The sequence below is a fragment of the Bradyrhizobium sp. YCK136 genome (assembly GCF_044570075.1).
GTDB lineage: Bacteria > Pseudomonadota > Alphaproteobacteria > Rhizobiales > Xanthobacteraceae > Bradyrhizobium > Bradyrhizobium diazoefficiens.
In genome coordinates this window covers 408181-433984 of the sequence record NZ_CP172424.1, presented here as the reverse complement: position 1 = coordinate 433984, position 25804 = coordinate 408181, and the positions used below count along the sequence as shown (strand labels likewise).

Genomic DNA, 25804 nt, shown 5'->3' with positions numbered 1-25804 from the left:
CGCCATGTTAGGCGCCTGAGCGCGCCGCGCCCGTGATGCGCAGTTCGTCTGCGAGCCATCGTTCGAAATTACAGCATCGCCTTGTCGCGCTTAGTATAGGCGGAAGGTAGTAGTGCAAATCATTGGCGGCTTTTGCCGCTCATCTCGTTGTCCGGGCTTGCGTCTTGCCCTTATTTTACAGCTCAAAATGCGCCATCGGATTTGGGCAGCATCGCGCCGTAATCCGCTTCGTCCGGCCCAATCAGCGCAGTAGGGTGGGCAAAGCGAAGCGTGCCCACCTCTTCTCTCGCAATCGTGGATTGGTTAAGTGGTGGGCACGGCGCAAGAGCGCCTTTGCCCACCCTACTAGTTCGCGTCAGGGCGCCGAGGACGACGCGCTGATCACGATGATGGCGCTACCACAGCCGCGAAGCTTTCGAAGAAATTCGCGGCAAGCTTTCGCGACGTCGAATCGATCAGCCGCGAGCCGAGCTGTGCGAGCTTGCCGCCGATCTGCGCGTCGGCCTCGTAGTGCAGGACGGTGACGCCAGGCGATTCTTCTTCCAGCCTGACCTTCGCGCCGCCCTTGGCAAAGCCGGCGACGCCGCCGGCGCCTTCGCCGACGATGCGGTAGCCGTTGGGCGCATCGATATCGGTCAGCGTCACCTTGCCGCTGAACGTCGCCTTCACCGGGCCGACCTTCAGCACCACGGTCGCAATCATCTCCGTCGGCGATGCCATCTCCAGCGATTGGCAGCCGGGAATGCAGCGCCTGAGAATATCGGGATCGTTGAGCGCGGCCCACACATTGGCTTTCGACGCTGGGATACGCTGACTGTCGTTCATCTGCATCGCTTCCACCCCTTTTGACCGTTGCTTGTATGGCACGACTAGGGCGGCGCCCGGCTGCGATCAATCGCCAGGAAGTACTAGGGGTGCTTTTTCTGGCGTCTCATTCACTCAATGCCACGCTGCGGCCCGATGGATTCCGGCTCCCTCGCTCCGCTCGGGCCCCGGAGTGACGGAATGGACTGTCCGGCGAGGAACGCCAAGGTCAACATCAATAGAATCAATGACTTAGCCTGCCGCCGTCTACTACCAAGATCGCGATTACAACGGCGTGGGCGCGTGCTCCTATTCGCAACAACGAACACGACATCAAAGGGAGAAACGACGCGCCAAGGGCGCCGACATCCAGGGCCAGCGCCTCGCGCCGGCGGCTGAACCCAGCCGCCATCGACGAAGCGGAGATCGTTCTCGAAAGCTCCCTGCAAGGTCGCGCCACGCACTGGCGGCGGCACGGAACATCGTGGCCGAATCGCGCACCGCGACAGCCGCCACGATGACCTTTCGATGACGCGCAGTCCCCAAAATCCCAGTTGCAAAGTTCCGTTCGCGCTGTCTCTAATTGGAATAACTACAAACATTCGGGAGGACTTCACCGTGTCTACAGTCAAACTGACAGTGAACGGCAAGGCCGTTGCTGTCGACGTCGAGGATCGCACGCTGCTGGTCCATCTCCTGCGCGATCACCTCAACCTCACCGGCACCCATGTCGGCTGCGACACCAGCCAGTGCGGTGCCTGCGTCGTGCACATGGACGGCCGCGCGGTGAAATCCTGCACCATGCTGGCGGGACAGGCCGACGGCGCCAGCGTCACCACCATCGAGGGCATCGCCAAGGGCGACGAGCTGCATCCGATGCAGGCCGCCTTCCGCGACAATCACGGCCTGCAGTGCGGCTATTGCACGCCGGGCATGATCATGTCGGCGATCGACATCGTGCACCGCCATGGTGGCGAGCTCGACGAGGCCACCGTCCGCCAGGAGCTCGAAGGCAATATCTGCCGCTGCACCGGCTACCACAACATCGTCAAGGCCGTGCTGGATGCAGCAGGACGCATGAAGGTTGCGCAGGCGGCCGAGTAAGGCCGCCCGCCTCGAACAAAGACCACCACTTGCTGCTTTCGATGGAAAGCGCAGTCAAAATAATTCCGGTCGGGAGGACCAGACATGGGTGTTGAAGGCATCGGCGCGCGAGTCGTGCGCAAGGAAGACAAGCGTTTCATTACCGGCAAGGGCCGCTACGTCGACGACATCAAATTGGTGGGCATGACCCATGCCCATTTCATCAGAAGCCCGCACGCGCACGCCAAGGTGAAGAAGATCAACTCTTCCGCCGCGCTGAAGATGCCGGGCGTGGTCGCGGTGCTCACGGGGCAGCAGATCGTCGACGACAAGGTCGGTAACCTGATTTGCGGCTGGGCCATCACCTCCAAGGACGGCAGCCCGATGAAGATGGGCGCATGGCCGGCGATGGCGCCGGAGACGGTGCGCTTCGTCGGTCAGGCCGTCGCGGTCGTGATCGCCGACAGCAAGAATCTGGCGCGCGACGCGGCGGAAGCTGTCGTGGTCGATTACGAGGAACTTCCCGCGGTCGCCGACGTCCACGCCGCGATCAAGGCCGGCGCGCCGCAGCTTCATCCCGAGGCTCCCGGCAACCAGGTCTATGACTGGGTGATCGGCGACGAGGGCGCCACCGATGCGGCCTTCGCCAAGGCCGCCAATGTCGTGAAGCTCGACGTCACCAACAACCGCCTCGCGCCGAACGCGATGGAGCCGCGCGCGGCGATCGCCGATTACGACGCCGCGGAGGAGCATTTCACGCTCTACACGACGTCGCAGAACCCGCACGTCGCCCGCCTCGTGCTGTCGGCGTTCTACAACATCGCGCCCGAGCACAAGCTGCGGGTGATCGCGCCCGACGTCGGCGGCGGCTTCGGCTCCAAGATCTTCATCTATCCGGAGGAGATGGTGGCGCTGTGGGCCTCGAAGAAGGTCGGCCGTCCCGTGAAATGGACCGGCGACCGCACCGAGGCCTTCCTCACCGACGCGCATGGCCGCGACCATGTGACCCATGCCGAGATGGCGTTCGACGCCAGCAACAAGATCACCGGCCTCAAGGTGAAGACCTATGCCAATTTCGGCGCCTACATGTCGCTGTTCTCCTCGTCGGTACCGACCTATCTCTACGCGACGCTGCTGTCGGGCCAGTACAACATCCCGGCGATCCATGCCGAGGTGATCGGGGTCTACACCAACACCACGCCGGTCGACGCCTATCGTGGCGCGGGCCGCCCCGAGGCGAGCTATTTGATCGAGCGGCTGATGGAGACGGCGGCGCGGCAGTTGAAGGTCGATCCGGCCGCGCTGCGCCGGACCAACTTCATCACCCAGTTCCCGCACCAGACGCCCGTGATCATGGCCTATGACACCGGCGACTTTAACGCTTCGCTCGACGCCGCGATGAAGGCGATCGACTATGCCGGCTTCGCCGCGCGCAAGGCCAAGGCCAAGGCGGACGGCAAGCTGCGCGGCATCGGCGTGTCCTGCTACATCGAGGCCTGCGGCATCGCGCCGTCGAAGGCCGTCGGCAGCCTGGGGGCCGGCGTCGGCCTTTGGGAATCCGCCGAGGTGCGCGTCAACCCGGTCGGCACCATCGAGATCCTCACGGGCTCGCACAGCCACGGCCAGGGTCACGAGACGACGTTCTGCCAGCTCGTGGCGGAGCGCCTGGGGGTTCCCATCAGCCAGGTCTCGATCGTTCATGGCGACACCGACAAGGTGCAGTTCGGCATGGGCACCTACGGCTCGCGCTCGGCGGCCGTCGGCCTCACCGCGATCCTGAAGGCCATGGAGAAGATGGAGTCCAAGGCCAAGAAGATCGCCGCGCATGCGCTGGAAGCGTCGGAAGCCGACATCGTCATCGAGAACGGCGAGTTCAAGGTGACGGGCACCGACAAGGCGATCGCCTTCCCGATGGTCGCGCTCGCAGCCTACACCGCGCACAATCTGCCTGACGGAATGGAGCCGGGCCTGAAGGAGAGCGCCTTCTACGATCCGACCAACTTCACCTTCCCGGCCGGTACCTATATCTGCGAGCTCGAGGTCGATCCCGGCACCGGCAAGACCTCCTTCGTCAACTTCGTCGCGGCCGACGATTTCGGCCGGCTGATCAACCCGATGATCGTCGAGGGCCAGGTGCATGGCGGCCTGGTTCAAGGCATCGGACAGGCGCTGCTCGAGCACGCGATCTACGACGCCAACGGCCAGCCGGTCACGGCCTCGTTCATGGACTATGCCATGCCGCGCGCCGACGATGTGCCCTCGTTCAACCTCTCCCACACCACGACGCTGTGCCCGGGCAATCCGCTCGGCATCAAGGGTTGCGGTGAGGCCGGCGCGATCGGGGCGTCAGCGGCCGTGATCAACGCGATCACGGATGCGATCGGCAAGAACAATCTGGAAATGCCCGCAACCCCTGACCGGGTGTGGCGCACGATCAACGCGGCTTAACCGCCTCATCATCGTCATTCCGGGGCGACGCGAAGCGTCGAACCCGGAATCTGGAGCCACGAATTCAACCTCGAGATTCCGGGTCTGCGCCTGCGGCGCATCCCGGAATGACAGAGAAAAGATTTCAGGAGCAACCAAGATGTACCAGACCACCTATCATCGCGCTTCCTCGGTCGACGAAGCGGTCAGCCTGTTCGGCAAGAGCAGCGAGGCGAAATTCCTCGCCGGCGGCCAGACGCTGCTGCCGGTCATGAAGCAGCGCCTCGCCAGCCCGTCCGACGTGATCGACCTCGGCAAGATCAAGGACATGATCGGCATCGAGGCCGCCGGCGACACGCTGACCATCAAGGCCGCCACGCCGCATTACGACGTGGCGACCAGCGATGCCGCGAAGAAGGCGATCCCCGCGCTCGCCTATCTCGCGTCGCTGATCGGCGACCCCGCCGTGCGCTACCGCGGCACGATCGGCGGCTCGCTCGCCAACAACGACCCTGCCGCGGATTATCCGGCCGCGACGCTGGCGCTCGGTGCCACCGTGAAGACCAACAAGCGTTCGATCTCGGCGGAGGATTTCTTCAAGGGCCTGTTTACGACGGCGCTCGAGGACGGCGAGATCATCACCGCCGTGTCGTTCCCGGTTCCGGGGAAAGCGGGCTACGCGAAATTCCCGCATCCGGCCTCGCGCTTTGCGCTGACCGGCGTGTTCGTCGCGCAGACGAAGTCGGGCGATGTCCGCGTTGCCGCCACGGGCGCCTCGCAGAGCGGCGTGGTGCGCATTCCCGCCATCGAAGCCGCGCTCAAGGCCAACTGGTCGCCGTCGGCGATCGACAGCGTGACTATTTCGGCGAGCGGACTTCTGTCCGACATCCACGGCACGTCGGAGTATCGTGCGAACCTCATCAAGGTGATGGCGCAGCGTGCGGTGGCCGCCGCAGGCTGACGATCCCGCTCTAGCGACTGAACACAAATTTTCCGCGGCGCGCAGAAATGCGCGCCGCTTTTATTATGCGCCCATGCATGAAAACCGCTTGCCTCGCTGGCGGGAAGGCGAGAAAAGTTAATCAGCCAATTAACTCGCCCCCAAGAGCAACGTCGGAGGCGTTTGCCGGATCACCGGCACTTGCCTGCGACCCGAGGAAACAACAACGTGCTCGACAAATCAGCCCCCACCTCGTCCGTCCGCGCCTCCGGCCCGCTCTCGGGCTTCCGCATCGTCGAATTCGCCGGCATCGGGCCCGGCCCGTTCGCCTGCATGATGCTGGCCGACATGGGCGCCGACGTCGTCACGCTCGACCGGGTCGGCGCCAAGAAGAGCATGAAGTCGGTGGCGGGCCGCGGCCGCAAGGTGATCGAGCTTGACCTCAAGGACAAGGCGGCGATCGCACAGGTGCTCGACCTGCTTGCGAGCGCCGATGCGCTGGTCGAAGGTTTTCGTCCCGGCGTGATGGAGCGGCTCGGACTGGGCCCCGACGTGGTGCTCGCGCGCAACCCAAAGCTCGTCTACGGCCGCATGACCGGCTGGGGCCAGGAAGGCCCGCTCGCGAATGCCGCCGGCCACGACATCAACTACATCTCCATCACCGGCGCGCTCGCCGCGATCGGCACGAAGGAGGCGCCGGTGCCGCCGCTCAACCTGGTCGGCGATTTCGGCGGCGGTGCACTCTATCTCGTCGTCGGCGTGCTCGCGGCCCTGCTCGAAGCATCGAGGTCCGGCAAGGGCCAGGTGGTCGATGCCGCGATGTGCGACGGCGCCGCATCGCTGATGTCGTTCTTCTTCGACATGACCACGATCGGCCGCTGGACCGAAGGGCGCAACCAGAACTTCCTCGACGGCGGCGCGCATTTCTACGGCGTCTACGAATGCGCCTGCGGCCATTTCGTCTCGATCGGCTCGATCGAGCCGCAGTTCTACGCGCTGCTGCGCCAGCACGCGGGCCTGACCGACGCCGATTTCGACGCGCAGATGGACCGCAAGGCCTGGCCGGCGCTGAAGGAAAAGCTGAAAGCCGTGTTCAAGAGCAAGACGCGCGAGGACTGGTGCAAGATCATGGAAGGCACCGACATCTGCTTCGCGCCGGTGCTGACCATGTCGGAGGCCACGCAACATCCGCACATGGTCGCCCGACAGGTGTTCGTCGAGCGCCACGGCGTGAAACAACCTGCGCCCGCACCAAGGTTCTCACGGACGCCATCAGCGGTGCGCGAGCCGGAGGGCGCGGAGATCGCGGCGGTGACGAAGGCGTGGCAGGCGGCGAAATAATCTCCGCCGTCGCAACACGCTCCGCTTTCGTCCCGGACAAGCGCAGCTCTAGACAACGCATAGCGTTGTCTAGAGCGGAGCGCTGATCCGGGATCCATAACCACAGGCCGTTGTGGTTACGGGACTCGGAGCTACCGCTTTCGCGCCGCAACTCCTCCCCGTGGCATGGGTCCCGGATCTGCGCTTGCGCTTGTCCGGGACGACACCTGTTATGAGGCGGCAAATGCAGGCAATAGCGACGAGCTACGCCGCGTCATCCACCTTCAGCACCCCGCGCCGGATCTGGTCCTCCTCGATCGATTCGAACAGGGCCTTGAAGTTGCCCTCGCCGAAGCCGTCATCGCCCTTGCGCTGGATGAACTCGAAGAAGATCGGGCCGATCGCGTTGGCCGAGAAGATCTGCAGCAGCACCTTGGTCTGGCCGCCGTCGACCACGCCTTCGCCGTCGATCAGGATACCGTTCTTCTGAAGCCGTGCGATGTCCTCGCCATGCTTCGGCAGGCGCGCGTCGATCCGCTCGAAATAGGTCTCGGGCGGCGAGGGCATGAAGGGCAGGCCGGCCTCGCGCAGGCCCTCGATGGTGTGGTAGATGTCGCGGCAGCCGCAGGCGATGTGCTGGATGCCTTCGCCGCGATAGATCTTCAGATATTCCTCGATCTGGCCGGAATCGCCGGCGTCCTCGTTGATCGGAATCCGGATCTTGCCGTCGGGGCTGGTCAGCGCGCGCGAGAACAGGCCGGAGGCGCGCCCCTCGATGTCGAAGAAGCGGATCTGGCGGAAGTTGAACAGCCTTTCGTAGAAGCCGGTCCAGACATCCATGCGGCCGCGATGAACGTTGTGGGTGAGGTGGTCGAGATAGAACAGGCCGGCACCGACCGGCTTGGGATCGCGCGCGCCCATCCACTCGTACTCGGAATCATAGGCCGAGCCCTTGGCGCCGTAGCGATCGACGAAATAGAGCAGGCTGCCGCCGATGCCCTTGATCGCGGGCACGTCGAGCGCCTTCTGCGCGGATGACACGTTGGCGGGCTCTGCGCCGAGCGCAATCGCGCGCTCGTAGGCCGCCTTCGCATCGACGACGCGAAACGCCATCGACGGCGCACAGGGACCGTGCGCGGCGACGAAATCGTAGCCGTGGGTGCCGGGCTGCTCGTTGACGAGATAGTTGATGTCGCCCTGGCGATAGACCGTGATCGCCTTGGTCTTGTGGCGCGCGACGGGCACATAGCCCATCAGCTTGAACAGCGCGTGCAGCTGTTCCGGATTGGGATGCGCATACTCGACGAACTCGAAGCCGTCGGTGCCCATCGGATTGTCGGCGCTGATCGTGGCCGGCGGTGCATCGTGCGGAAACGGACCCATGCTGCTCTCCCAAATGGCTGCTGGGAGGAACTATCCTTCATGGGACGCGCAAGGGGCGTGCAAACGGGACGACATTTGGCTATCATATGCACGATCCGTGCATCAAATGGACAAAGCCCGCATGATTTCGGTGGACGCCTTCGACCTCAGGATTCTCGGCGCGCTCCAGGACGACGGCCGCCTCACCAACCAGGAGCTTGCGGAGCTCGCAGGTCTCTCGGCCTCGCAATGCTCGCGGCGGCGGATGCGGCTGGAGGAGGAGAAGGTGATCGCGGGCTATCACGCCGATCTCTCCAGCGAGGCGCTCGGCTTCGGCGTGATCGCCTTCATCCAGGTGGGGCTCGCGACCCACTCGCCGGACAATTCCAAGCGTTTTCGCGCGCTGGTGAACCGGATCGACGAGATCCAGGAAGCCTACTCGCTGACGGGCGATGCCGATTACGTGCTGAAAGCCGTGCTGCGCGACCTGAAGGGCCTCTCCAACCTCGTCAACGACGTTCTGATGCCGCACCAGAGCGTGGCGCATGTGCGTTCCTCGATCGTGCTGGACAGGCTGAAGGAAAGCACGCGGCTGCCGCTGAGGGATTTGAAGGCTGGCTGAAATCGAGGGAACTACGGCATTCGCGCGTCACGCGCCGTCTGCGATGATCCGGCCGATCCGGAGATTCGACCATGGCCCTCCAGCTTCGACCGAACTGCGAATATTGCGACCGCGACCTGCCGCCTGACGCAACGGATGCGCGGATCTGCTCCTATGAATGCACATTCTGTGCGGACTGCGTCGAGACCAAGCTCTCCAACGTCTGCCCGAATTGCGGCGGCGGCTTTGCGCCGCGCCCGATCCGCCCCACGCAGGAATGGCGGCCGGGCGTGTGCACGACCAGGCAGGCGCCGTCGGACAAGCGGGTGCATCTGAAATACAGCGTGGAGGATGTCGCGGCACATTGCGCGCGGATACGCGACGTGCCGCCGGAGAGGCGTTGAATTTCTAACTCGTCGTTCCGGGGCGCGCGAAGCGCGAACCCGGAACCTCGAGATTCCGGGTTCGATGCTTCGCATCGCCCCGGAATGACGACCATCTCACTCCGCCGGCAAAATCGTCCCCTCGACCTGGCCGAACCCGACGCGATAGCCGGCGCCCTGGCACCAACCCCGCATGACGAGGCTGTCGCCGTCCTCCAGGAACGAGCGGTTGATGCCGCCGGGGAGTTCGACCGGCTCGGTGCCGTTCCAGCTGATCTCCAGCAGGCTGCCGCGCTGGTTCTTCTCCGGGCCGGAGATGGTGCCGCTCCCTAGGAGATCGCCGACATTCATGGCGCAGCCAGAGGAGGCGTGATGCATGAGCTGCTGCACCGAGGACCAGTACATGTACTTGAAATTGGTGCGGCTGATGCTGGTGGGCGCGTTGGCGCCGCCGGGCCGCAGCGAGACGTCGAGCTCGATGCTGTAGTTCTGCGGCTTGGCCTGCTTGAGATAATCGAGCGGCACCGGCTCCTGCTCCGGCCCCTTCAGCCGGAACGGCTCCAGCGCCTCGCGCGTCACCACCCACGGGCTGATCGAGGTCGCAAACGCCTTTGCCAGGAACGGACCGAGCGGCACGTACTCCCACTGCTGGATGTCGCGCGCGCTCCAGTCGTTGAGCAGGACGAAGCCGAAGATCATCTGTTCGGCCTGCTGCTCGGTGAGCATGCCGCCCATGGCTGAGGGCTGGCCGACCACGACGCCCATCTCCAGCTCGAAATCGAGCCGCTTGCAGGGACCAAAGCTCGGAACGTCGACATTCGGCGGCTTCAATTGCCCGCGCGGGCGCTTCACGTTGGTGCCTGACACCACGACCGTGGACGCGCGGCCGTTATAGGCGATCGGCATATGCAGCCAGTTCGGCTGCAACGCATTGTCCTTGCCGCGGAACATCACGCCGACATTGGTGGCGTGCTCCCTGGACGAATAAAAGTCGGTGTAGCCGGAGACCGCGAACGGCATGTGCAGTTTGGCGTCGCGCATCGGCACCAAGGCCTGCTTGCGCAGCTCCTCATTGTCGCGCAGCTCCGGATGATCCGCGCGCAGGAGCTCGCTGATCCGCGCCCGCGTCCTTGCCCAGACCTTCGGCCCCAGCGCTATGAACGGATTGAGCGAGGCGCCCGAGAACACGCCGAGCGCGCCGACATCGAGACGCGAGTCCTGCTCGAGCTCCCAGAGATCGAGCACGTAATTGCCGATCGCGACGCCGACGCGCGGCGTCGGGTTGGCCGCGGTCGAGAACACGCCATAGGGCAGGTTCTGGATCGGGAAGTCGGAGGCCGGATCGACGTCGATGAAGGAGCGGAGGCTGGGATCGTTGGGGTGGGGCATTGGTTTCCTGCCGGATGTTCTGAGACGGTTTCTCCGCCGTCATTCCGGGGCGCGCGGAGCGCGAGCCCGGAATCCATAACCACGATCGTGAGTATGGATTCCGGGCCTGCGCCTCTGGCGCATCCCGGAATGACGAAGTCACTACGGCCTGTTCGGATCGAACCGCTTCTCCAGGCCCTTCCAGCAATCGGCGTAATCGTCCTGGAGCGTGGACGCGTTCGCGGCATGCGCGGTGACGCGCTGCGGGTAGCGGGTCTCGAACATGAAGGCCATGGTGCCGGTCAGCTTCACCGGCTTCAATTCGCCGTTGCTGGCGTGCTCGAAGGCATCACGATCCGGGCCGTGCGGCAGCATGCAATTGTGCAGGCTCATGCCGCCGGGGACGAAGCCCTGCGGCTTGGCGTCGTAGACGCCGTAGATCAGGCCCATGAACTCGCTCATGATGTTCATGTGGTACCACGGCGGCCGGAAGGTGTTGTCGGCGACCATCCAGCGCTCCGGGAAGATCACGAAATCGATGTTCGCGGTGCCCGCGGTCTCCGACGGCGAGGTCAGCACGGTGAAGATCGACGGATCGGGATGGTCGAAGCCGATCGCGCCGACCGGAGAGAAGGTGCGCAGATCGTATTTATAGGGCGCGTAATTGCCGTGCCAGGCGACGACGTCGATCGGCGAATGCGGCAAGGTGGTCTTGAACAGCGACCCGCCCCATTTCACGAACAACTCGGTCGGCGTGTCCTTGTCCTCGTAGTTCGCGACCGGCGTCAGGAAGTCGCGCGCATTGGCGAGGCAGTTGGCGCCGATCGGCCCGCGCTCCGGCAGCGTGAAGGCGCCGCCGTAGTTCTCGCAGAGATAACCGCGCGCGGGCCCATTCGGAATCTCGACCCGAAACTTGACGCCGCGCGGGATCACCACGATCTCGCCGGGCTCGGCGTCGATGCGGCCGAACTCGGTGACGAGGCGCAGGTTCCCCTGTTGGAGCACGAACATCAGCTCGCCGTCGGCATTGTAGAAATGCTGGTCCACCATCGACTTGGTGATGAGATAGACATGCGCGGCCATGCCGGCCTGCGTATTAACGTCGCCGGCCGTCGTCATGGTCTGCACACCCTGAACGAAGGTGACCTCCTCCTGCGGCACCGGCGTCGGGTCCCAGCGCATCTGAGCGATGGGCAGATCGTATTCATGGCACGGCGCCGAGCGCCACAGGCCGGCATCGGCCTTCTCGAAGCGGCCCGAATGCTTCACCGAGGGGCGGATGCGGTAGAGCCAGGAGCGCTCATTGCTGCCGCGCGGCGCGGTGAAGGGCGAGCCCGACAGCTGCTCGGCATAGAGCCCGTAGGCGCAGCGCTGCGGCGAGTTGCGCCCGATCGGCAGCGCGCCCGGCAGCGCCTCCGTCTCAAAGCTGTTGCCGAAGCCGGACATGTAGCCCGGCGTGACCTGGGCCGAGCTGCGGATGATCTGGTCAGGCGAGGTATTGATGTTCATGACTATCCTCCTCCTTGCAAGGCGGTCCACATCTCCTGATCGCGCTTGTCGGTCCAGATCACGGGGTCGTCGATCCCCGACGCTTCGTCGTAAGCGCGCGACACGTTGAACGGCAGGCAGTGCTCGTAGATGGCGAAGCTCGAAAACTTCGGATCCATCACCTCGCGCGTCGCCGCCATCGATTCCTTCAGCGTGCGTCCTTTGGCGACCGAGATTTCGGCGGCGCCATAGAGCGAGGTGACGAAGTCCCGCGTCATCGCGATGGCCTCGCGCACGGTGGCTGTGCCCTTCAGCGCATCGCCGCGCCCCGGCGCGATCGCCCTGGGATTGAAGTTGCGGATCTCGTTCAGCGTCAGCGGCCATTCGCGCAAATGCGCATCACCGCAATAGCAGGCCGAGTGGTACTCGATGAGATCGCCGGAGAACATCACTTCCGCATCCGGCACCCAGGCGACGATGTCGCCCGAGGTGTGGCCGGCGCCGAGCTGCATCAAGCGCACCTCGCGCTTGCCGAGATAGATCGACATCTCGCCTTCGAAGGTCAGCGTCGGCCAGGTCAGACCGGGAATGCTCTGCGCATCCTGGAACAGGCGCGGGAAGCGGCCGTATTCGGAATCCCAATCCTGCTTGCCGCGCTCCTCGATGAGACGATAGGTCTCCTGCGAGGCGACGATACCTTGCGCCTTGTAGGCGGAGGCCCCCAGCACGCGCACGGCGTGATAGTGCGACAGCACGACATATTTGATCGGCTTGTCGGTGACGGTGCGGACGCGCTCGATCACCTTGTTCGCCATCGCGGGCGTTGCCTGCGCGTCGAACACGAGGCAGCCGTCGTCGCCGACGATCACGGCCGTGTTCGGATCGCCCTCCGCGGTGAAAGCATAGAGATCGGCGCCGATCTCGGAGAAGGTGATTTTCTTCTCGGCGAGATCGCCGGTGGACGCGAAGTTCTTCGCCATCAATTCATCCTTAGGTCACAGGGTTATTGTTGTTGCTGTTGTTGCTGCTGCTGGCCGTCGATCATGCGGCGCTTGGCGAGCCCGATCGCTTCCCGCAGCACATCGATGTCGCCGATATGGTTGGCGAGGATCAGCACCAATGCCGCGTCGAAATCGGCGCTCTGCTCCTCCGTGAGGCCGCGATGCGCCTCGACGATGGCGCGAAAGGCGTCGTCCGGGCGTGCGAAGTTGGAACTGGTGGACAGCGGCATACCAAACCTCAATTCAAGCCTTCGGCGCGCGACAGCGCCGCAGCAATGGTCTCGCGCGTCGGATGACGGAACCGCGCAGCAACGTAACCATCGGGCCTGAGCAGATAGGCAGCACCCGCGTCGGCGTCGTAGCGCCTTGCGACGAGGCCCGAGGGATCAGCAAGGCCGCCCTCGCCGCCGATGCGGATATCCTTCACGCCTTCGGGCACGCCGAGCTCCGTGCCATTGCTGAACGACAGCAAGGTGAAGTCTGTTCCGCCCTTGCGGAATGCATCCGTCAGATAGGCCTGCTCACCCGCGCTTGTGGCAACCGGCGCATCCAACATGGAACAGCCGGGCCGCGGGCCGGCGCCCCACATATCCGCATCGGGCGACGACAGCGACGTATCATAGCTGCACGGCACCGAGAGCCGCCCACCATTGACCATGCGCTTGCCGAATTCGGTCTCCTTAGCGAGCGACAGCACCGCCTTGCGCAGCCGCGCCTCCTGGTGCGAGTTCGGCGCCATGAAATCGGTCGAGCGGGTGGATTCGCGGATGTTCTCATCCGCCGCCATGCTGCGCTCGGCGTGGTAGCTCTCCAGCAGGCTCGCGGGCGAGGTGCCGCGCAGGACGCGGTCGAGCTTCCAGGACAGGTTTTCCGCGTCCTCGAGTCCCGAATTGGCGCCGCGCGCACCGAAGGGCGAGACCTGATGCGCGGAGTCGCCGGCGAAGATCACGCGGCCATGGATGAAGCGGTCCATGCGCCGGCACTGGAATTTGTAGAGCGAGATCCACTCGAACTCGAACTTGTCGTGGCCCAGCATGCGCGCAATCCGCGGCCGCACGTTTTCCGGCTTCTTCTCGACGACCGGATCGGCGTAGCGATTGAGCTGGAGATCGATGCGCCAGACATCGTCGGGCTGCCGGTGCAGCAGCGCCGAGCGTCCCGCATGGAACGGCGGATCGAACCAGAACCAGCGCTCGGTCGGGAATTCCGCCGTCATCTTGACGTCGGCGATCAGGAACTGGTCCTCGAACACCTGGCCGGCGAACTCGGCGCCAACCATCTGCCGCAGCGACGACCGCGCGCCGTCGCAGGCGACGACGTATTGCGCGTGCAGGCGGTAGGCGCCCTCCGGCGTCTCGATCGTCAGCGCGACGGAATCGTTGCGCTGCTCCAGCGCCGTCACCTTGTTGCGCCAGCGCAGGTCGATCGCAGGCAGATCGCTGATGCGATCGACCAGATAGGCCTCGGCGTAATATTGCTGGAGATTGATGAAGGCCGGCCGCTTGTGACCGTCTTCCGGCAGCAGGTTGAACTGGTAGAGCTGGGACTCGCCATGGAAGATGCGACCGACGCTCCACACCACGCCCTTCTCGACCATGCGGTCGCCGACGCCAAGCCGGTCCCAGTACTCCAGCGAGCGTTTCGAGAAGCAGATCGCGCGCGAGCCTTCGCCGATGCGGTCGGCATCATCCAGAAGGACGACGCTCTGGCCGCGCTGCGCGAGGTCGATCGCCAGCGACAGCCCGACCGGGCCCGCGCCGACAACCACAACCGGATGCTCGGCCGGGCTTTGCCCGAGACGGTCCTGATCGGGGTGGCGGCGATAGCCGAATTGGGTCTTGGTCTGATGCACATTGACCTGCGCCATGCGCTAACCTCGGCTCTGGTCAGGAGAGGGCTGATCTGCTAGATAGTCTCACGTGCAACTATTTTGGACCGGAGCCGGCCGGCCGTCAACTGGAATTCGGAGCGCAAGCCTTGGCGAGGACATCCAGCGATGCGGCGCTGCAGAGACAAGAGGCGGGCGAGGCGTCGCCGCGGCAAAAAACGCGGCTCGATCTGTTCAAGTTCGTGCCGTTCCGCCTCAACCGGCTTGCCGCGGAGGTGAGTTCCGCGCTCGCGGTCGAATATCAGGAGCGTCACGGCCTCGACATTCCGGCCTGGCGCGTGATCGCGACGCTCGGTTTCCGCAACGATGCCTGTAGCGCGCAGTACATCTCGCAATGCACCCGCACGCACAAATCGACCATCAGCCGCGCCGTCACCATGCTGTTGCATGAGGGACTAATCGAGCGCGTCGAGAACGAAGCCGACCGCCGCGAATTCCGCCTGCAACTGACGAAGAAGGGCCGCGCGCTCTACGAAGAGCTGTTCCCGCAATTGCTGCGGCGTGAGGACGAGATCCTCGCCTGCCTCTCGGCGCAGGAGCGCAAGCAGCTCTCGGCTCTGCTCGGCAAGATCGAGCAGAGTCTCGACCTGATCCAGACCAGCGAAGAGGCGGATGCCAAGCACGCGTATTAGGGTGCGGAATAGACGCTCCAGCATGTAGTTGCTGAGCCGTCTTTGTCGCGACTTTCCGCTCGGCCGACGGCGGCCCGATGCCGAAGCGACGACGCGGTCAAGACAACTGCGCTTGGCGGCGTCGGCACATTGCGGCCGGTCAGGACCGCCGCGCGGCCGATGCGGCTCACAGAACCTCAATACTCTAACGCTACGCCCGCAACTCTCAGCGGAGCCTCAGAGATCGATGCCGACCGCGATGTTACGGCCCTTCAATTCGGCAAAGGTTAGTGTGTGCGCGTACAGCTTTGTGAATGCTTCATCCTTTCGCAAATCGCCATGAGCGCGGCTATCGCGATGGTGATGTCGCCGGCGCCGGCGCCGGGGCGCGATCTCGACGGACGCTACAGGAATTCACCACTTCTCGAATGGTTTGAGAGTTTGGCAAGCGGCAAAGGCCTCTGCTGTTCGCACGCCGACGGTCATGCCGTCGAAGACGTAGACTGGGAAGCCAGAGACGGCCACTACCGTGTGCGACTGCCGAAAACCGCCGACTCCAAAGTGATGATCTGGGTCGATGTGCCTGACGATGCCATCATCACCGTACCGAACAAAGTCGGACGCACCATGGTCTGGCCGATCTACAACGACCTCTATCCGGAGATATCGATCCGGTGCTTCTTGCCAGGGAGCATGACCTAGATTGGCGGGCGCTTGTAAAGGATTGACCGATGACCAGCGGCTATTTTGAAGACACCGAGATTGGCGATAGCCGCAAGGCCGGCCCCTATTTTGTCTCCAAGGACGAAATTATTCAGTTCGCCAAGCAATATGAGCACGGCCCTTCCACATCGATGAGGAAGCTGCTGCGCGCTCAGTTTTTGCGGGACTGACGGCATCCGGTGCCCACACGTTCGCGATCTTCATCTCGCTAACGAGCAAACTACAGCCTCCGCTCCGTGTCCTTGCCGGGCTCGGCTGGGATGAGGTGAGGCTGCCGAACGCGGTACGCCCCGGAGACCACCTTGATCTTGAATCGATCGTTCTGGAGAAGCGCGAGTCGAGGTCGAGCTCCGATAGGGGAATCCTTCGCAACCAAATCCACTTGCGCAACCAAAGACGCGAGACGGTGCTACAGTGCATCGGCAATGTTCTCGTTGCGAGGCGACCGGATGCGAAAGCATCGATGTAAGCCATCCAATAAGCTGCCGTCGGTTGGTTTCGCTCTGATGTCTCTTGTGCGTCACAAGGCGACATTCCGGGTTCGGGGCTGGGTGTCCGCTTTACCCTAGAAAGCAAACATCCCGGATTTACGAAGTACACGCCCCTGCATTCCTGACGACTAGTACCCGGAATCAGAGCTGAGTGATACGGCGGCCTTTGAAACGGCGTTGACGGACCTTTTTCTTGGTCCAGACGAAGGGCTCGGCTCTGTCGTTGTATGCGTTGACGTAGGCATCGATGTGTTCCTGAAGCTGCTTGAGGCTCGTGAAGGAGGTGCCGCTGAGCGACTGCCCCTGCAAGATGGAAAACCATACTTCGACCTGATTGAGCCATGACGCACTTGTCGGCGTGAAATGAAATTGCACGTTGGGGTGGGCCTTGAGCCAGTCCTCGTTCTTTTTATGGGTGTTGAGGTTGTCGAGGATGACGTGAAGCTTGCGGTTCGGAAAAGCCGCGGTGACGCTGTTCATGAAATCGAGAAACTCGACGCGGCGCCGGCGTTTTGAATGGGTCGCGATGATCTTTCCGGTGGCGACTTCGAGCGCCGCAAACAATGTTGTGGTGCCATGCCGCTTGTAATCGTGGCTTTGGCCGGTCAAGGCGCGGCCATTGGGCAACTTCAGATAACCCTGCGCTCGCTCCAAAGCCTGGATCGAGGGCTTCTCGTCCACGCACAGCACAATGGCCTTCGCCGGCGGCGCGACATAGAGGCCGACAACATCGGCGGCTTTGGCCGTAAAGTTCGGGTCGTTGCTCTCGCACCAGGACTTGCGAGCCACCAGGTCAATCTTGTGGCTGCGCAGGAACCGCCAGACATATTGGACATCGACATCGCCCAGCGCCTCGGCCAGCAGGGGGCCGGTCCAGCGCGCAAACCCTTGCGGTGGCGGCTTATCCAGCAGCTTCAGAATCCGCTTGTCGGTCGTCTTCGTATAGATCGGCTGCTTGCCAGGCCGCGGCTTGTCTTGCAGCCCTTCAAGGCCATGGTCGGCATAGCGATGCCGCCAAAGGCTGACAATCCGCGGCTGGACCCCAACTTCCTTGGCGATCGACCGGGTGCTGCGCCCATCCGCCGCCAACAGAACTATCCGCGCCCGCTTCAAATCGCGCTGCAACGTCACCGGTGAGCGACAGCACGCCTCAAGCACCTTGCGATCTTTCCTCGAAAGGTGGACTTCTCTTGCTTCGGGTATCATCCCGACCTTGAATCACGACTCACGTTCCAAGAAAAGTGGGTACTAGTTGACCCTCATGGCGAGGAGGCGCGACGCGCGGCGCCGTCCAAAACTCAATCGTCGTCCCGGACAAGCAGTGCTCTAGACAACGCGAAGCGTTGTCTAGAGCGAAGCGCAGATCCGGGATCCATAACCACAGGACGCAGTGATCACGAAGACTCGCGGTTGCAGTGTCGCGCCAAACTCTTCCCTGGGATTATGGGTCCCGGATCTACGCGCGCTTTGGGCGCGCTTGTCCGGGACGACGAGCGTGGGGCAGGTCTCAACCGCTATTTCACGAACGACCGCGACGGCGGCAAATGCAGCGCCCAGGCGTCGACCTTGTCGCTCGCACGCGGATAGATCTCCGTCACGATCGGATCGTGGCCGGGAATGAACCTGTCGGGGTGGCCGGCGAGACGCTCGATCGTCTCCCAGCCCTGTGCCATGTCACCGACATTGTAGACGATCGGAAACGGGCTGCGGCGCTGCAGATTGGCGTAGTAATGCGCGGCGTCGGACGCCAGCACCACCGGCCCGCGCGCGGTCTCGACCTTGACCACCTGCAAGCCGTCGAATGGCCGCCAACACGGTGCACGGTGATTCCGGGCGCGATCTCGCCGTCGCCGGAATAGAAATTGACGCGCTCGCCATAGACATGGCGCACCATCTGCGTGACGTGCTCGACCGAGAACGGATGTCGCAACAGTCCGTTGCACATGCAGCGGCCGGTCGCGTAAGCCATCTCGCGCTCCTGAAGATGGAAGCGCGCGTTCGCAAAACGATCGAGATTGCCGGCATGGTCGTAATGCAAATGCGTCACGATGATGTCGCGAATCGCCGACGCCCTGACGCCAAAGCGCTCCAGCGCATCGACCGGATTGAGCGTCAGCTTGCGCGCGCGTGCGCTCGCCTCCTCGGCATTGAAGCCGGTATCGACCAGGATGTCGCGGCCGCCGCCGCGGATCAGCCAGACGAAGTAGTCGAGGTCCTGCGCCGCGCTGTCATGCGGATCCGGCGCCAGGAAGTTCATGCTGGGAGTGCGCGGCGACATGGTCGCATAGCGCAGTGCGTAGATTTCGTAGGCGTTTCCCATGATTTTTCTTTTGGTCTTGCTTCTTGTGTGGACCTTCGGGGAGGTACGAGCGCACCAAGCCATTGTCCGCCGGAAAGGTCAAACGCCATGCGTGATGCGCGGAGGCCCCCTCCAATGTGAGACCAATCACATTTTCGGCGCCAAGATTCCCCTAAAAAAGACTCCCCTAACAGGGGTGCCCCGAGATGGCCGCTGCAATGCCCAACCGGATCGCGTCGAGCACGACCATGATGGCCCGTTTATTCCCCTCGCGGCGCGCCCCTGCGTTGCGGTCAATCGTCGCGATAATGCCGAATCTCCAAGCGGTTGACGCCCCCTCTCCCCGGTTTGATAATGCACATTGCGTAAGTTAAGGTCGCCGCGGCGCAAGCTGGGAACGGCGCCCTTTTGGCTGGACCGCGCTGATTATGAAAATTCGCTTCCTTTTCCTTCTTGCCTTGCTCGTTTCGCTCGTCCCGACCGCACCGTCGCTTGCGGCCGGCGACCGTTATGCGCTGGTCATCGGCAACGCCAAATATCCGGATGCAGACGCCCCGCTGAAGGAGCCGCTCAACGACGCACGTGACGTCGCCGACGAGCTCAAGCGCGACGGCTTTTCGGTCGAGATCGGCGAGAACCTGACCGGCGACGGCATGCGCCGCGCCTTCGACAAGCTCTACGGCAAGATCAAGCCGGGCTCGGTGGCGCTGGTGTTCTTCAGCGGTTTCGGCATCCAGTCGGCGCGCCAGAGCTACATGCTGCCGATCGACGCGCAAATCTGGACCGAATCCGACGTACGCCGCGACGGTTTCAGCCTGGAAGCCGTCCTCGGCGAGCTCAACACCCGCGGCGCCGGCGTCAAGATCGCGCTGATCGATGCCTCCAGGCGTAACCCGTTCGAGCGCCGGTTCCGCAGCTTCTCGGCCGGCCTGACCCCGGTCATCGCGCCGAACGGCACGCTGGTGATGTATTCGGCGGCGCTGGCCTCGGTGGTGTCGGACGCCGGCGGCGAGCACAGCCTGTTCGTCCAGGAACTGCTGAAGGAAATCCGCGTCCCCGACCTGATGGCCGAGGAGACGCTGAACCGCACCAAGATGGGCGTCACCCGCGCCTCGCGCGGCGAGCAGGTGCCGTGGATATCCTCTTCATTGGCCGAAGATTTCTCGTTCATTCCGGGAGCCGGCGGATCGCGTCCGACAATGGCGCCGCCGCCCGCGCCCCCCGCGCCGCCACCCGTCGTCGCCAATAACCCGCCGCCGGCACCACCGGCGCCGCCATCACCGCCTCCGCCGCCGAAGCCGGCCGACACGGCAGCCGCACCGGCGCCCGCGCCCGTCCCGGCCCCATCACCGAAGCCCCAGGTCGAGGCCGCCTTACCCCCGCCGCCGCCGCCGGTGAAACCGGCCGACCCCGCTCCCGTGCCGAACGCGGACGCCGGGCCTAGCGCGGCCGCCCTCGCGGAGGACCCCACCATCAAGGGCCTGACGGCCAAGATCGCGGCCAATCCTGATGACGTGAACGCGCTGTACCGGCGCGGCCAGGTCTATGCCAGCAAGGGCGCCTACAACCTCGCCATCAAGGATTTTGACGACACGCTCCGGATCAACTCGAAGGACGTCGAGGCGCTGAACAACCGCTGCTGGACCCGCACGGTGGTCGGCGATCTCCAGGGCGCGCTGAAAGACTGCAACGAAGCGCTGCGGCTGCGGCCGAACTTCGTCGATGCGCTGGACAGCCGGGGGCTCGTCAATCTGAAATCGGGAGCGGTGAAGAACGCGATCGCCGATTTCGATGCGGCCCTGAGGATCAATCCCCGCCTCACCTCCTCGCTGTACGGACGTGGCATTGCGAAGCAGCGCAACGGCTCTGCCCAGGAAGGGGCTCTGGACATTGCCAATGCCAAGGCGATGGATCCGAACATCGTTCAGGAATTCGCAAGCTACGGAGTCCGCTAGTATTTTTTTGAGTTGAGGCGACCGACGCCTCGAACCCCCGGCGGCCCAGGCAAGACTAATGGGCGGATGCCGCAGGCGGCCTTTCCCGGGGGGCCTATTGCAGGAATTTTGGAACCACGCAGCTCGGCTGCGCAGGAGGGACTGGCAATGAGATCGGCTGCAAAAGGACTTACCGCAATCCTGTCCATCATGGCCATTGGCGCCGCGCTGTCGCTGCCGGCCTCACCCGCATTCGCCGGCGACGACGGCAACAGCAAGAACGTCACCGAGGACGAGATCGTCCGCGCGCTGGCGCCGCCGCAGAAGAAGCCGCTGACCCGCGGCCTCTCGATCGCGCCGCAGGCCGACCCCGCGCCGAGCGCGTCGGAGACCAAGCTGATCCAGTCCGTGCGCGGCCGCTCGACGCGCTCGCTGTCGTCGACCGAGCGCGAGGAAATCGCGTCAGTCGCCAAGGACAAGCCGAACATCGATCTCGAGATCACCTTCGACTACAACTCCGCCAACATCAGCACCAAGTCGCTGGCTTCGGTGCAGGCTCTCGGTCGCGCGCTGACCAGCCCCGACCTGAAGGGCTCGACCTTCGTGGTCGCCGGCCACACCGACGCCGCCGGTGGCGAGAGCTACAACCAGGACCTGTCTGAACGCCGCGCGGATGCGATCAAGCGCTACCTCGTCGAGAAGTACAGCATCTCCGCGACCGACCTCGTCACCGTCGGTTACGGCAAGAGCAAGCTGAAGGACCCGAGCCAGCCGATGGCCGAGGTCAACCGCCGCGTGCAGGTCGTCAACATGGAAAACAAGACCACCGCATCGAAGTGAGCACGACGCAATCCGTTGAAGTGACCGTGCGTGATGTGGTGTAAAGTCTCGCTTCCAAAGCGCGTCCCGCAGCCTTGCGGGACGCCGCTTTGTTTCAGGGAAACGCTCTCAGCAGGCCTCGTGCAGATGGCCGTGAGCCAGGCCAGGACAATCCGGCGATGAACGTCTCCGACTATCTCAAGCCTGCCGGAACCGTGGCGTTCATCGTCGCGCTCGGCATCGGCTATTATCTGTTCGAGCATCGGCGTCGCCCCGAGGCGAAGGAAACGCCGGGCGAGGCGCTCGTCATCGTGACGAAGTCGACCAATGCCTGCTTCTCCGACCTCGTCCGGGTGACCGGCTTTTTCGTGCCGCGCCGCGAGGCCGTGGTCGTCGCCGACCAGGAAGGCTCCCGGGTCACCGACCTCTTCGTCACCGAAGGCACCATGGTCACCGACAACCAGGAGCTGGCGCGCCTGACGGCGCCGCCGCAGATCCCGGGCCAGCCGCAGCGGCCCGGCGCGCAAGGCCCGATCTCGCTGAAGGCGCCGGCGCCGGGCCTCGTCACCGAAGTTCGCACCATCGTCGGCGCGCCGGCCTCGCCGCAGGCCGGCCCGATGTTCCGCATCGCCGTCAACAACGAGATCGAGCTCGACGCCCAGGTCCCGGCCGTGCACATGCCCAAGCTCAGCGCCGGCGCGACCGTGCGCATCAGCCGCGACGACGCGCCCGATCTGATCGGCCGGGTGCGGCTGGTTGCGCCCGAAATCGACCGCGCCACCCAGCTCGGCCGTGTCCGCATCAGCGTCACCAACAATCCCTCGCTGAAGGTCGGCGTGTTCGCCCGCGCCTCGATCGACGCCAAGCGAAGCTGCGGCGTCGCGGTGCCCAAGACCGCGATCGACCATCTCACCGTGCATGTCGTCAAGGGCAACACGATCGAGACGCGCAAGGTGCGGGTCGGGCTGTCGTCCGACACCGCGACGGAAATCCTGGAAGGGCTCGACGTCGGCGAAATCGTCGTGGCCGACGCCGGCTCCTCACTGCATGACGGCGACCAGATCAAGACCATGTTCGCCGATGAACTCGATCGCACGCGGGTACGCTGATGGCTCTCAATATCTCGGCATGGTCGATCCGGAATCCGCTGCCGTCGGTCGTCTTTTCGATCATCCTGCTGATCCTCGGCTGGACCTCCTTCGCCAAGCTCGCGGTGACGCGGCTGCCCTCGGCCGACATTCCCGTGATCTCGGTCGCGGTGTCGCAGTTCGGTGCTGCGCCCGCCGAGCTCGAATCCCAGGTCACCAAGACCATTGAAGACGCGGTCTCCGGCGTCGAGGGCGTGCGGCACATCACCTCCTCGATCACCGACGGCCTGTCGCTGACCACCATCCAGTTCGCGCTGGAGACCAACACCGACCGCGCGCTCAACGACGTCAAGGACGCAGTGACGCGGGTGCGCTCCAACCTGCCGCAGAACGTCACCGAGCCCTTGATCCAGCGCGTCGACGTCATCGGCCTGCCGATCGTGACCTATGCCGCGATCTCGCCCGGCAAGACGCCGGAGCAGCTCTCCTATTTCGTCGACGACGTGGTCAAGCGCGCGCTCCAGGGCGTGCGCGGCGTCGCCCAGGTCGAGCGCATCGGCGGTGTCGAGCGCGAGATCCTGGTCTCGCTCGATCCCGACCGCCTTCAGGCGATGGGCCTGACCGCCGTCAATGTCAGCCAGAGCCTGCGCGGCACCAATGTCGACGTCGCCGGCGGCCGCGCCGAGATCGGCAAGAACGACCAGGCGATCCGCACCCTGGCCGGCGCCAAGACGCTGAGCGACCTCGCCGGCACCATGGTCCCGCTGTTCGGCGGCGGCGAGGTCCGGCTCGACGATCTCGGCACCGTCACCGACACCATCGCCGACCGCCGCACCTTCGCCCGCTTCAACGGCGAGCCGGTGGTCGCGCTCGGCATCAAGCGCTCCAAGGGCGCCAGCGACGTGAAGGTCGCCGACGCCGTGCAGAAGCGCATCGACGCGCTCAAGGCCGCCTATCCCGACGTCGACCTCAAGCTGATCGACACCTCGGTCGAATACACCAACGGCAATTACGAAGCGGCGATCTCGACCCTGTTCGAGGGCGCCATCCTCGCCGTCGTCATCGTGCTATTGTTCCTGCGCGATCTGCGCGCCACCATCATCGCCGCGATCTCGCTGCCGCTGTCGATCTTCCCGGCATTCTGGGCGATGGACCTCCTCGGCTTCTCGCTCAACCTCGTCAGCTTCCTCGCCATCACGCTGTCGACGGGTATTCTGGTCGACGACGCCATCGTCGAGATCGAGAACATCGTGCGGCACATGAACATGGGAAAATCGCCCTATCGTGCCGCGCTGGAAGCCGCCGACGAGATCGGCCTCGCGGTGATCGCGATCTCGCTCACCATCATCGCGATCTTCGCCCCCGCGAGCTTCATGTCGGGCATCGCCGGACAGTTCTTCAAGCAGTTCGGCATCACCGTCTCGGTGCAGGTGTTCTTCTCGCTGCTAGCGGCGCGCTTCGTCACGCCGGTGCTGGCCGCCTACTTCCTCAAGCATGGCCATCACGAGGAGCCGCCGCCCGGGCGCGTGCTGCGGTCCTATCACCGGATCGTGGCCTGGTCGGTGAAGCACTATTTCATCACGGTGCTGATCGGCTTCGGCATCTTCGCCGCCTCGATCTGGAGCATCACGCTGCTGCCGCAGGGCTTCCTGCCGGCGCAGGACAGCGCGCGATCGCTGCTTGCCCTCGAGCTGCCGCCGGGCACCCAGCTCGCCTACACCGAAAAGGTCACCGAGGACATCGTCGCGCGGCTGCGCAAGCGGCCCGAGGTGAAGAGCATCTTCGTCGACGGCGGGCGCGTTCCACCCGGCACCCAGGAAGTCCGGCGCGCCGCCCTCATCATCAACTATACGCCCAAGGGCGATCGCGACATCACCCAGCGCGAGCTGGAATTCTCGATCAGCCAGGAGCTGGAGAACATTCCCGACATCCGCTTCTGGTTCCTCGACGAGAACGGCCTGCGCGCGATCTCGCTGGTCGTGACCGGCGTCGACGCCAACATCGTCAACAACGTCGCCAGCGAGCTCGCGACGCAGATGAAGCGGATTCCGACCATCTCCAACGTGATCTCGGAAACCACGCTGGAGCGGCCCGAGCTGCGCATCGAGCCGCGCGCCGATCTCGCCGCACGCCTCGGTGTCTCAACCGAAAGCCTGTCGCAGACCATCCGCGTCGCCACCATCGGCGACGTCGGGCCTGCGCTTGCCAAATTCGACGTCGGCGACCGCCTGGTGCCGATCCGGGTGCAGCTCGAGGACGCCGCGCGCGGCAACCTCAAGACGCTCGAACAATTGCGCGTGCCGCTCGGCGAGCATGGCGAGAAGGGCGGCGTGCCGCTCTCGGTCATCGCCGACGTCAAGCTCGACCAGGGTCCGACCAGCATCAACCGTTACGACCGGGACCGCCAGGCCACCGTTGCCGCCGACCTCGACGGCTCCGCGGCGCTCGGCGATGCCACCAAGAAGATCAACGAGCTGCCGGTGATGAAGAGCCTGCCGAAGGGCGTGAAGGTCTCACCGTCCGGCGACGCCGAAAGCCTGAACGAGCTGTCCGACGGCTTCGCCACCGCGATCACCGCGGGCCTGATGATGGTCTATGCCGTGCTGGTGCTGCTGTTCGGCACCTTCCTGCAGCCGATCACCATCCTGTTCTCGCTGCCGCTGTCGATCGGCGGCGCCATCGCGGCCCTGCTCGTCACCGGCAAGCAGCTCACCACGCCGGTCTGGATCGGCATCCTGATGCTGATGGGCATCGTCACCAAGAACGCGATCATGCTGGTGGAGTTCGCCATCGAGGCGATCCGCGACGGCAAGCCGCGCGACGAGGCCATGATCGACGCCGGCATGAAGCGCGCCCGCCCGATCGTGATGACAACGATCGCGATGGCCGCCGGCATGATGCCGAGCGCGCTCGCGGTCGGCGCCGGCGGTGAGTTCCGCTCGCCGATGGCGCTCGCGGTGATCGGCGGCCTGATCTTCTCGACCATCCTGTCGCTGGTGTTCGTGCCCGCGATGTTCATGGTGATGGACGATCTCGGCGCCCTGATCTGGCGCTTCGGCAAGCGGCTGATCGTGCACAGCGAGGATACCGAGGCCCCAAGTCATCACGAAGCTTCGCCGGCACAGCCGGCACCGAAGAGCATCGTGCATCCGGCGGCGGAGTAAGGTTCGCGAG

The 25804-nt window shown here is 64.3% G+C and carries 22 protein-coding genes and 1 pseudogene; 14 read left to right on the top strand and 9 right to left on the bottom strand.

Features of this window, described 5'->3' with window-relative positions; translation table 11 throughout:
• Nucleotides 1-381: 381 nt before the first annotated feature.
• Nucleotides 382-831 carry a carbon monoxide dehydrogenase subunit G gene (locus ACFLEY_RS02105; protein WP_028175650.1) on the bottom strand — a complete coding sequence of 150 codons (450 nt, stop codon included), beginning with the start codon at nucleotides 829-831 and terminating at the stop codon, nucleotides 382-384.
• A 591-nt stretch (nucleotides 832-1422) separates the two neighbouring features.
• On the opposite strand from ACFLEY_RS02105, the gene ACFLEY_RS02100 reads away from it, so the two are divergent.
• The 4 genes from ACFLEY_RS02100 (at nucleotide 1423) to ACFLEY_RS02085 (ending at nucleotide 6595) form a co-directional block, all read left to right on the top strand.
• Entirely contained in the window at nucleotides 1423-1908 is a 486-nt protein-coding gene (locus ACFLEY_RS02100; protein WP_028175651.1) for a (2Fe-2S)-binding protein, read from the top strand.
• 84 nt (nucleotides 1909-1992) lie between these two features.
• Nucleotides 1993-4335, top strand: coding sequence for a xanthine dehydrogenase family protein molybdopterin-binding subunit (locus tag ACFLEY_RS02095; RefSeq protein ID WP_060909796.1), 2343 nt, complete (start codon nucleotides 1993-1995; stop codon nucleotides 4333-4335).
• A 139-nt stretch (nucleotides 4336-4474) separates the two neighbouring features.
• Complete coding sequence (locus ACFLEY_RS02090) at nucleotides 4475-5275, top strand: xanthine dehydrogenase family protein subunit M (RefSeq protein ID WP_060909795.1); 801 nt, start codon at nucleotides 4475-4477, stop codon at nucleotides 5273-5275.
• 207 nt (nucleotides 5276-5482) lie between these two features.
• Entirely contained in the window at nucleotides 5483-6595 is a 1113-nt protein-coding gene (locus ACFLEY_RS02085) for a CaiB/BaiF CoA-transferase family protein (RefSeq protein ID WP_060912827.1), read from the top strand.
• A 243-nt stretch (nucleotides 6596-6838) separates the two neighbouring features.
• Here the strand turns inward: ACFLEY_RS02085 and hppD are convergent, their stop codons facing one another.
• A complete protein-coding gene (gene hppD, locus ACFLEY_RS02080; protein ID WP_060909794.1) occupies nucleotides 6839-7957 on the bottom strand; it encodes a 4-hydroxyphenylpyruvate dioxygenase in 1119 nt (372 codons plus the stop codon).
• 121 nt (nucleotides 7958-8078) lie between these two features.
• Between hppD and ACFLEY_RS02075 the strand changes: the two genes are divergently transcribed.
• Together ACFLEY_RS02075 and ACFLEY_RS02070 are read left to right on the top strand one after the other, a co-directional pair.
• Nucleotides 8079-8558: an Lrp/AsnC family transcriptional regulator gene (locus tag ACFLEY_RS02075; protein WP_028175656.1), complete on the top strand. Its 480-nt coding sequence runs from the start codon at nucleotides 8079-8081 to the stop codon at nucleotides 8556-8558.
• 71 nt (nucleotides 8559-8629) lie between these two features.
• Nucleotides 8630-8941, top strand: coding sequence for a DUF1272 domain-containing protein (locus ACFLEY_RS02070; RefSeq protein ID WP_011083173.1), 312 nt, complete (start codon nucleotides 8630-8632; stop codon nucleotides 8939-8941).
• A 96-nt stretch (nucleotides 8942-9037) separates the two neighbouring features.
• On the opposite strand, the gene fahA is transcribed toward ACFLEY_RS02070, so the two are convergent.
• The 5 genes from fahA to ACFLEY_RS02045 all read right to left on the bottom strand — a co-directional run bounded on the left by fahA (nucleotide 9038) and on the right by ACFLEY_RS02045 (nucleotide 14644).
• Complete coding sequence (gene fahA / locus ACFLEY_RS02065) at nucleotides 9038-10309, bottom strand: fumarylacetoacetase (RefSeq protein ID WP_060909793.1); 1272 nt, start codon at nucleotides 10307-10309, stop codon at nucleotides 9038-9040.
• Nucleotides 10310-10450: 141 nt separating this feature from the next.
• The gene (gene hmgA / locus ACFLEY_RS02060) at nucleotides 10451-11797 is read right to left on the bottom strand and encodes a homogentisate 1,2-dioxygenase (protein ID WP_060909792.1); all 1347 of its coding nucleotides are present in this window, start codon (nucleotides 11795-11797) and stop codon (nucleotides 10451-10453) included.
• 2 nt (nucleotides 11798-11799) lie between these two features.
• On the bottom strand, nucleotides 11800-12756 hold the full coding sequence (locus tag ACFLEY_RS02055; RefSeq protein WP_060909791.1) for an MBL fold metallo-hydrolase: 957 nt from the start codon (nucleotides 12754-12756) through the stop codon (nucleotides 11800-11802).
• A gap of 23 nt (nucleotides 12757-12779) precedes the next feature.
• Nucleotides 12780-13007, bottom strand: a complete 228-nt coding sequence (locus ACFLEY_RS02050; protein ID WP_060909790.1) for a DUF2783 domain-containing protein — start codon at nucleotides 13005-13007, stop codon at nucleotides 12780-12782.
• 8 nt (nucleotides 13008-13015) lie between these two features.
• Nucleotides 13016-14644: an FAD-dependent oxidoreductase gene (locus tag ACFLEY_RS02045; RefSeq protein ID WP_060909789.1), complete on the bottom strand. Its 1629-nt coding sequence runs from the start codon at nucleotides 14642-14644 to the stop codon at nucleotides 13016-13018.
• Between the two features lie 110 nt (nucleotides 14645-14754).
• Here ACFLEY_RS02045 and ACFLEY_RS02040 point away from each other — a divergent pair, with 110 nt between their 5' ends.
• The 4 genes from ACFLEY_RS02040 to ACFLEY_RS02025 all read left to right on the top strand — a co-directional run bounded on the left by ACFLEY_RS02040 (nucleotide 14755) and on the right by ACFLEY_RS02025 (nucleotide 16468).
• Complete coding sequence (locus ACFLEY_RS02040) at nucleotides 14755-15297, top strand: MarR family winged helix-turn-helix transcriptional regulator (protein ID WP_060909788.1); 543 nt, start codon at nucleotides 14755-14757, stop codon at nucleotides 15295-15297.
• Between the two features lie 318 nt (nucleotides 15298-15615).
• On the top strand, nucleotides 15616-15978 hold the full coding sequence (locus ACFLEY_RS02035) for a hypothetical protein (RefSeq protein ID WP_060909787.1): 363 nt from the start codon (nucleotides 15616-15618) through the stop codon (nucleotides 15976-15978).
• Nucleotides 15979-16007: 29 nt separating this feature from the next.
• Nucleotides 16008-16169 (top strand): hypothetical protein, encoded by a 162-nt coding sequence (locus tag ACFLEY_RS02030; protein ID WP_249163272.1) that lies wholly within the window; start codon nucleotides 16008-16010, stop codon nucleotides 16167-16169.
• Nucleotides 16127-16468, top strand: a complete 342-nt coding sequence (locus tag ACFLEY_RS02025) for a MaoC/PaaZ C-terminal domain-containing protein (protein WP_309142125.1) — start codon at nucleotides 16127-16129, stop codon at nucleotides 16466-16468. Before ACFLEY_RS02030 ends, ACFLEY_RS02025 begins: the two co-directional genes overlap by 43 nt.
• A 163-nt stretch (nucleotides 16469-16631) precedes the next feature.
• Here ACFLEY_RS02025 and ACFLEY_RS02020 read toward each other — a convergent pair whose 3' ends face one another.
• Nucleotides 16632-17696: an IS630-like element ISRj1 family transposase gene (locus ACFLEY_RS02020; RefSeq protein WP_026192128.1), complete on the bottom strand. Its 1065-nt coding sequence runs from the start codon at nucleotides 17694-17696 to the stop codon at nucleotides 16632-16634.
• Nucleotides 17697-18004: 308 nt separating this feature from the next.
• Nucleotides 18005-18810, bottom strand: a pseudogene (locus tag ACFLEY_RS02015) (N-acyl homoserine lactonase family protein).
• Nucleotides 18811-19217: 407 nt separating this feature from the next.
• Here ACFLEY_RS02015 and ACFLEY_RS02010 point away from each other — a divergent pair.
• From ACFLEY_RS02010 to ACFLEY_RS01995, 4 genes are all read left to right on the top strand, one after another.
• Nucleotides 19218-20744, top strand: coding sequence for a caspase family protein (locus tag ACFLEY_RS02010; protein ID WP_211433827.1), 1527 nt, complete (start codon nucleotides 19218-19220; stop codon nucleotides 20742-20744).
• A 147-nt stretch (nucleotides 20745-20891) separates the two neighbouring features.
• Complete coding sequence (locus tag ACFLEY_RS02005; protein ID WP_028175667.1) at nucleotides 20892-21563, top strand: OmpA family protein; 672 nt, start codon at nucleotides 20892-20894, stop codon at nucleotides 21561-21563.
• 158 nt (nucleotides 21564-21721) lie between these two features.
• The gene (locus tag ACFLEY_RS02000) at nucleotides 21722-22651 is read left to right on the top strand and encodes an efflux RND transporter periplasmic adaptor subunit (protein WP_396604486.1); all 930 of its coding nucleotides are present in this window, start codon (nucleotides 21722-21724) and stop codon (nucleotides 22649-22651) included.
• Nucleotides 22651-25794, top strand: a complete 3144-nt coding sequence (locus ACFLEY_RS01995) for an efflux RND transporter permease subunit (protein ID WP_060909783.1) — start codon at nucleotides 22651-22653, stop codon at nucleotides 25792-25794. Before ACFLEY_RS02000 ends, ACFLEY_RS01995 begins: the two co-directional genes overlap by 1 nt.
• Nucleotides 25795-25804: the final 10 nt, after the last annotated feature.

Coding starts and splice junctions, on each gene's coding strand:
- ACFLEY_RS02105 (WP_028175650.1), bottom strand. CDS start 831: ATGCAGATGAACGACAGTCAGCGTATCCCAGCGTCGAAAGCCAATGTG.
- ACFLEY_RS02095 (WP_060909796.1), top strand. CDS start 1,993: ATGGGTGTTGAAGGCATCGGCGCGCGAGTCGTGCGCAAGGAAGACAAG.
- ACFLEY_RS02090 (WP_060909795.1), top strand. CDS start 4,475: ATGTACCAGACCACCTATCATCGCGCTTCCTCGGTCGACGAAGCGGTC.
- hppD (WP_060909794.1), bottom strand. CDS start 7,957: ATGGGTCCGTTTCCGCACGATGCACCGCCGGCCACGATCAGCGCCGAC.
- ACFLEY_RS02075 (WP_028175656.1), top strand. CDS start 8,079: ATGATTTCGGTGGACGCCTTCGACCTCAGGATTCTCGGCGCGCTCCAG.
- ACFLEY_RS02070 (WP_011083173.1), top strand. CDS start 8,630: ATGGCCCTCCAGCTTCGACCGAACTGCGAATATTGCGACCGCGACCTG.
- fahA (WP_060909793.1), bottom strand. CDS start 10,309: ATGCCCCACCCCAACGATCCCAGCCTCCGCTCCTTCATCGACGTCGAT.
- hmgA (WP_060909792.1), bottom strand. CDS start 11,797: ATGAACATCAATACCTCGCCTGACCAGATCATCCGCAGCTCGGCCCAG.
- ACFLEY_RS02055 (WP_060909791.1), bottom strand. CDS start 12,756: ATGGCGAAGAACTTCGCGTCCACCGGCGATCTCGCCGAGAAGAAAATC.
- ACFLEY_RS02050 (WP_060909790.1), bottom strand. CDS start 13,007: ATGCCGCTGTCCACCAGTTCCAACTTCGCACGCCCGGACGACGCCTTT.
- ACFLEY_RS02045 (WP_060909789.1), bottom strand. CDS start 14,644: ATGGCGCAGGTCAATGTGCATCAGACCAAGACCCAATTCGGCTATCGC.
- ACFLEY_RS02035 (WP_060909787.1), top strand. CDS start 15,616: ATGAGCGCGGCTATCGCGATGGTGATGTCGCCGGCGCCGGCGCCGGGG.
- ACFLEY_RS02030 (WP_249163272.1), top strand. CDS start 16,008: ATGACCAGCGGCTATTTTGAAGACACCGAGATTGGCGATAGCCGCAAG.
- ACFLEY_RS02020 (WP_026192128.1), bottom strand. CDS start 17,696: ATGATACCCGAAGCAAGAGAAGTCCACCTTTCGAGGAAAGATCGCAAG.
- ACFLEY_RS02010 (WP_211433827.1), top strand. CDS start 19,218: ATGAAAATTCGCTTCCTTTTCCTTCTTGCCTTGCTCGTTTCGCTCGTC.
- ACFLEY_RS02005 (WP_028175667.1), top strand. CDS start 20,892: ATGAGATCGGCTGCAAAAGGACTTACCGCAATCCTGTCCATCATGGCC.
- ACFLEY_RS02000 (WP_396604486.1), top strand. CDS start 21,722: ATGAACGTCTCCGACTATCTCAAGCCTGCCGGAACCGTGGCGTTCATC.
- ACFLEY_RS01995 (WP_060909783.1), top strand. CDS start 22,651: ATGGCTCTCAATATCTCGGCATGGTCGATCCGGAATCCGCTGCCGTCG.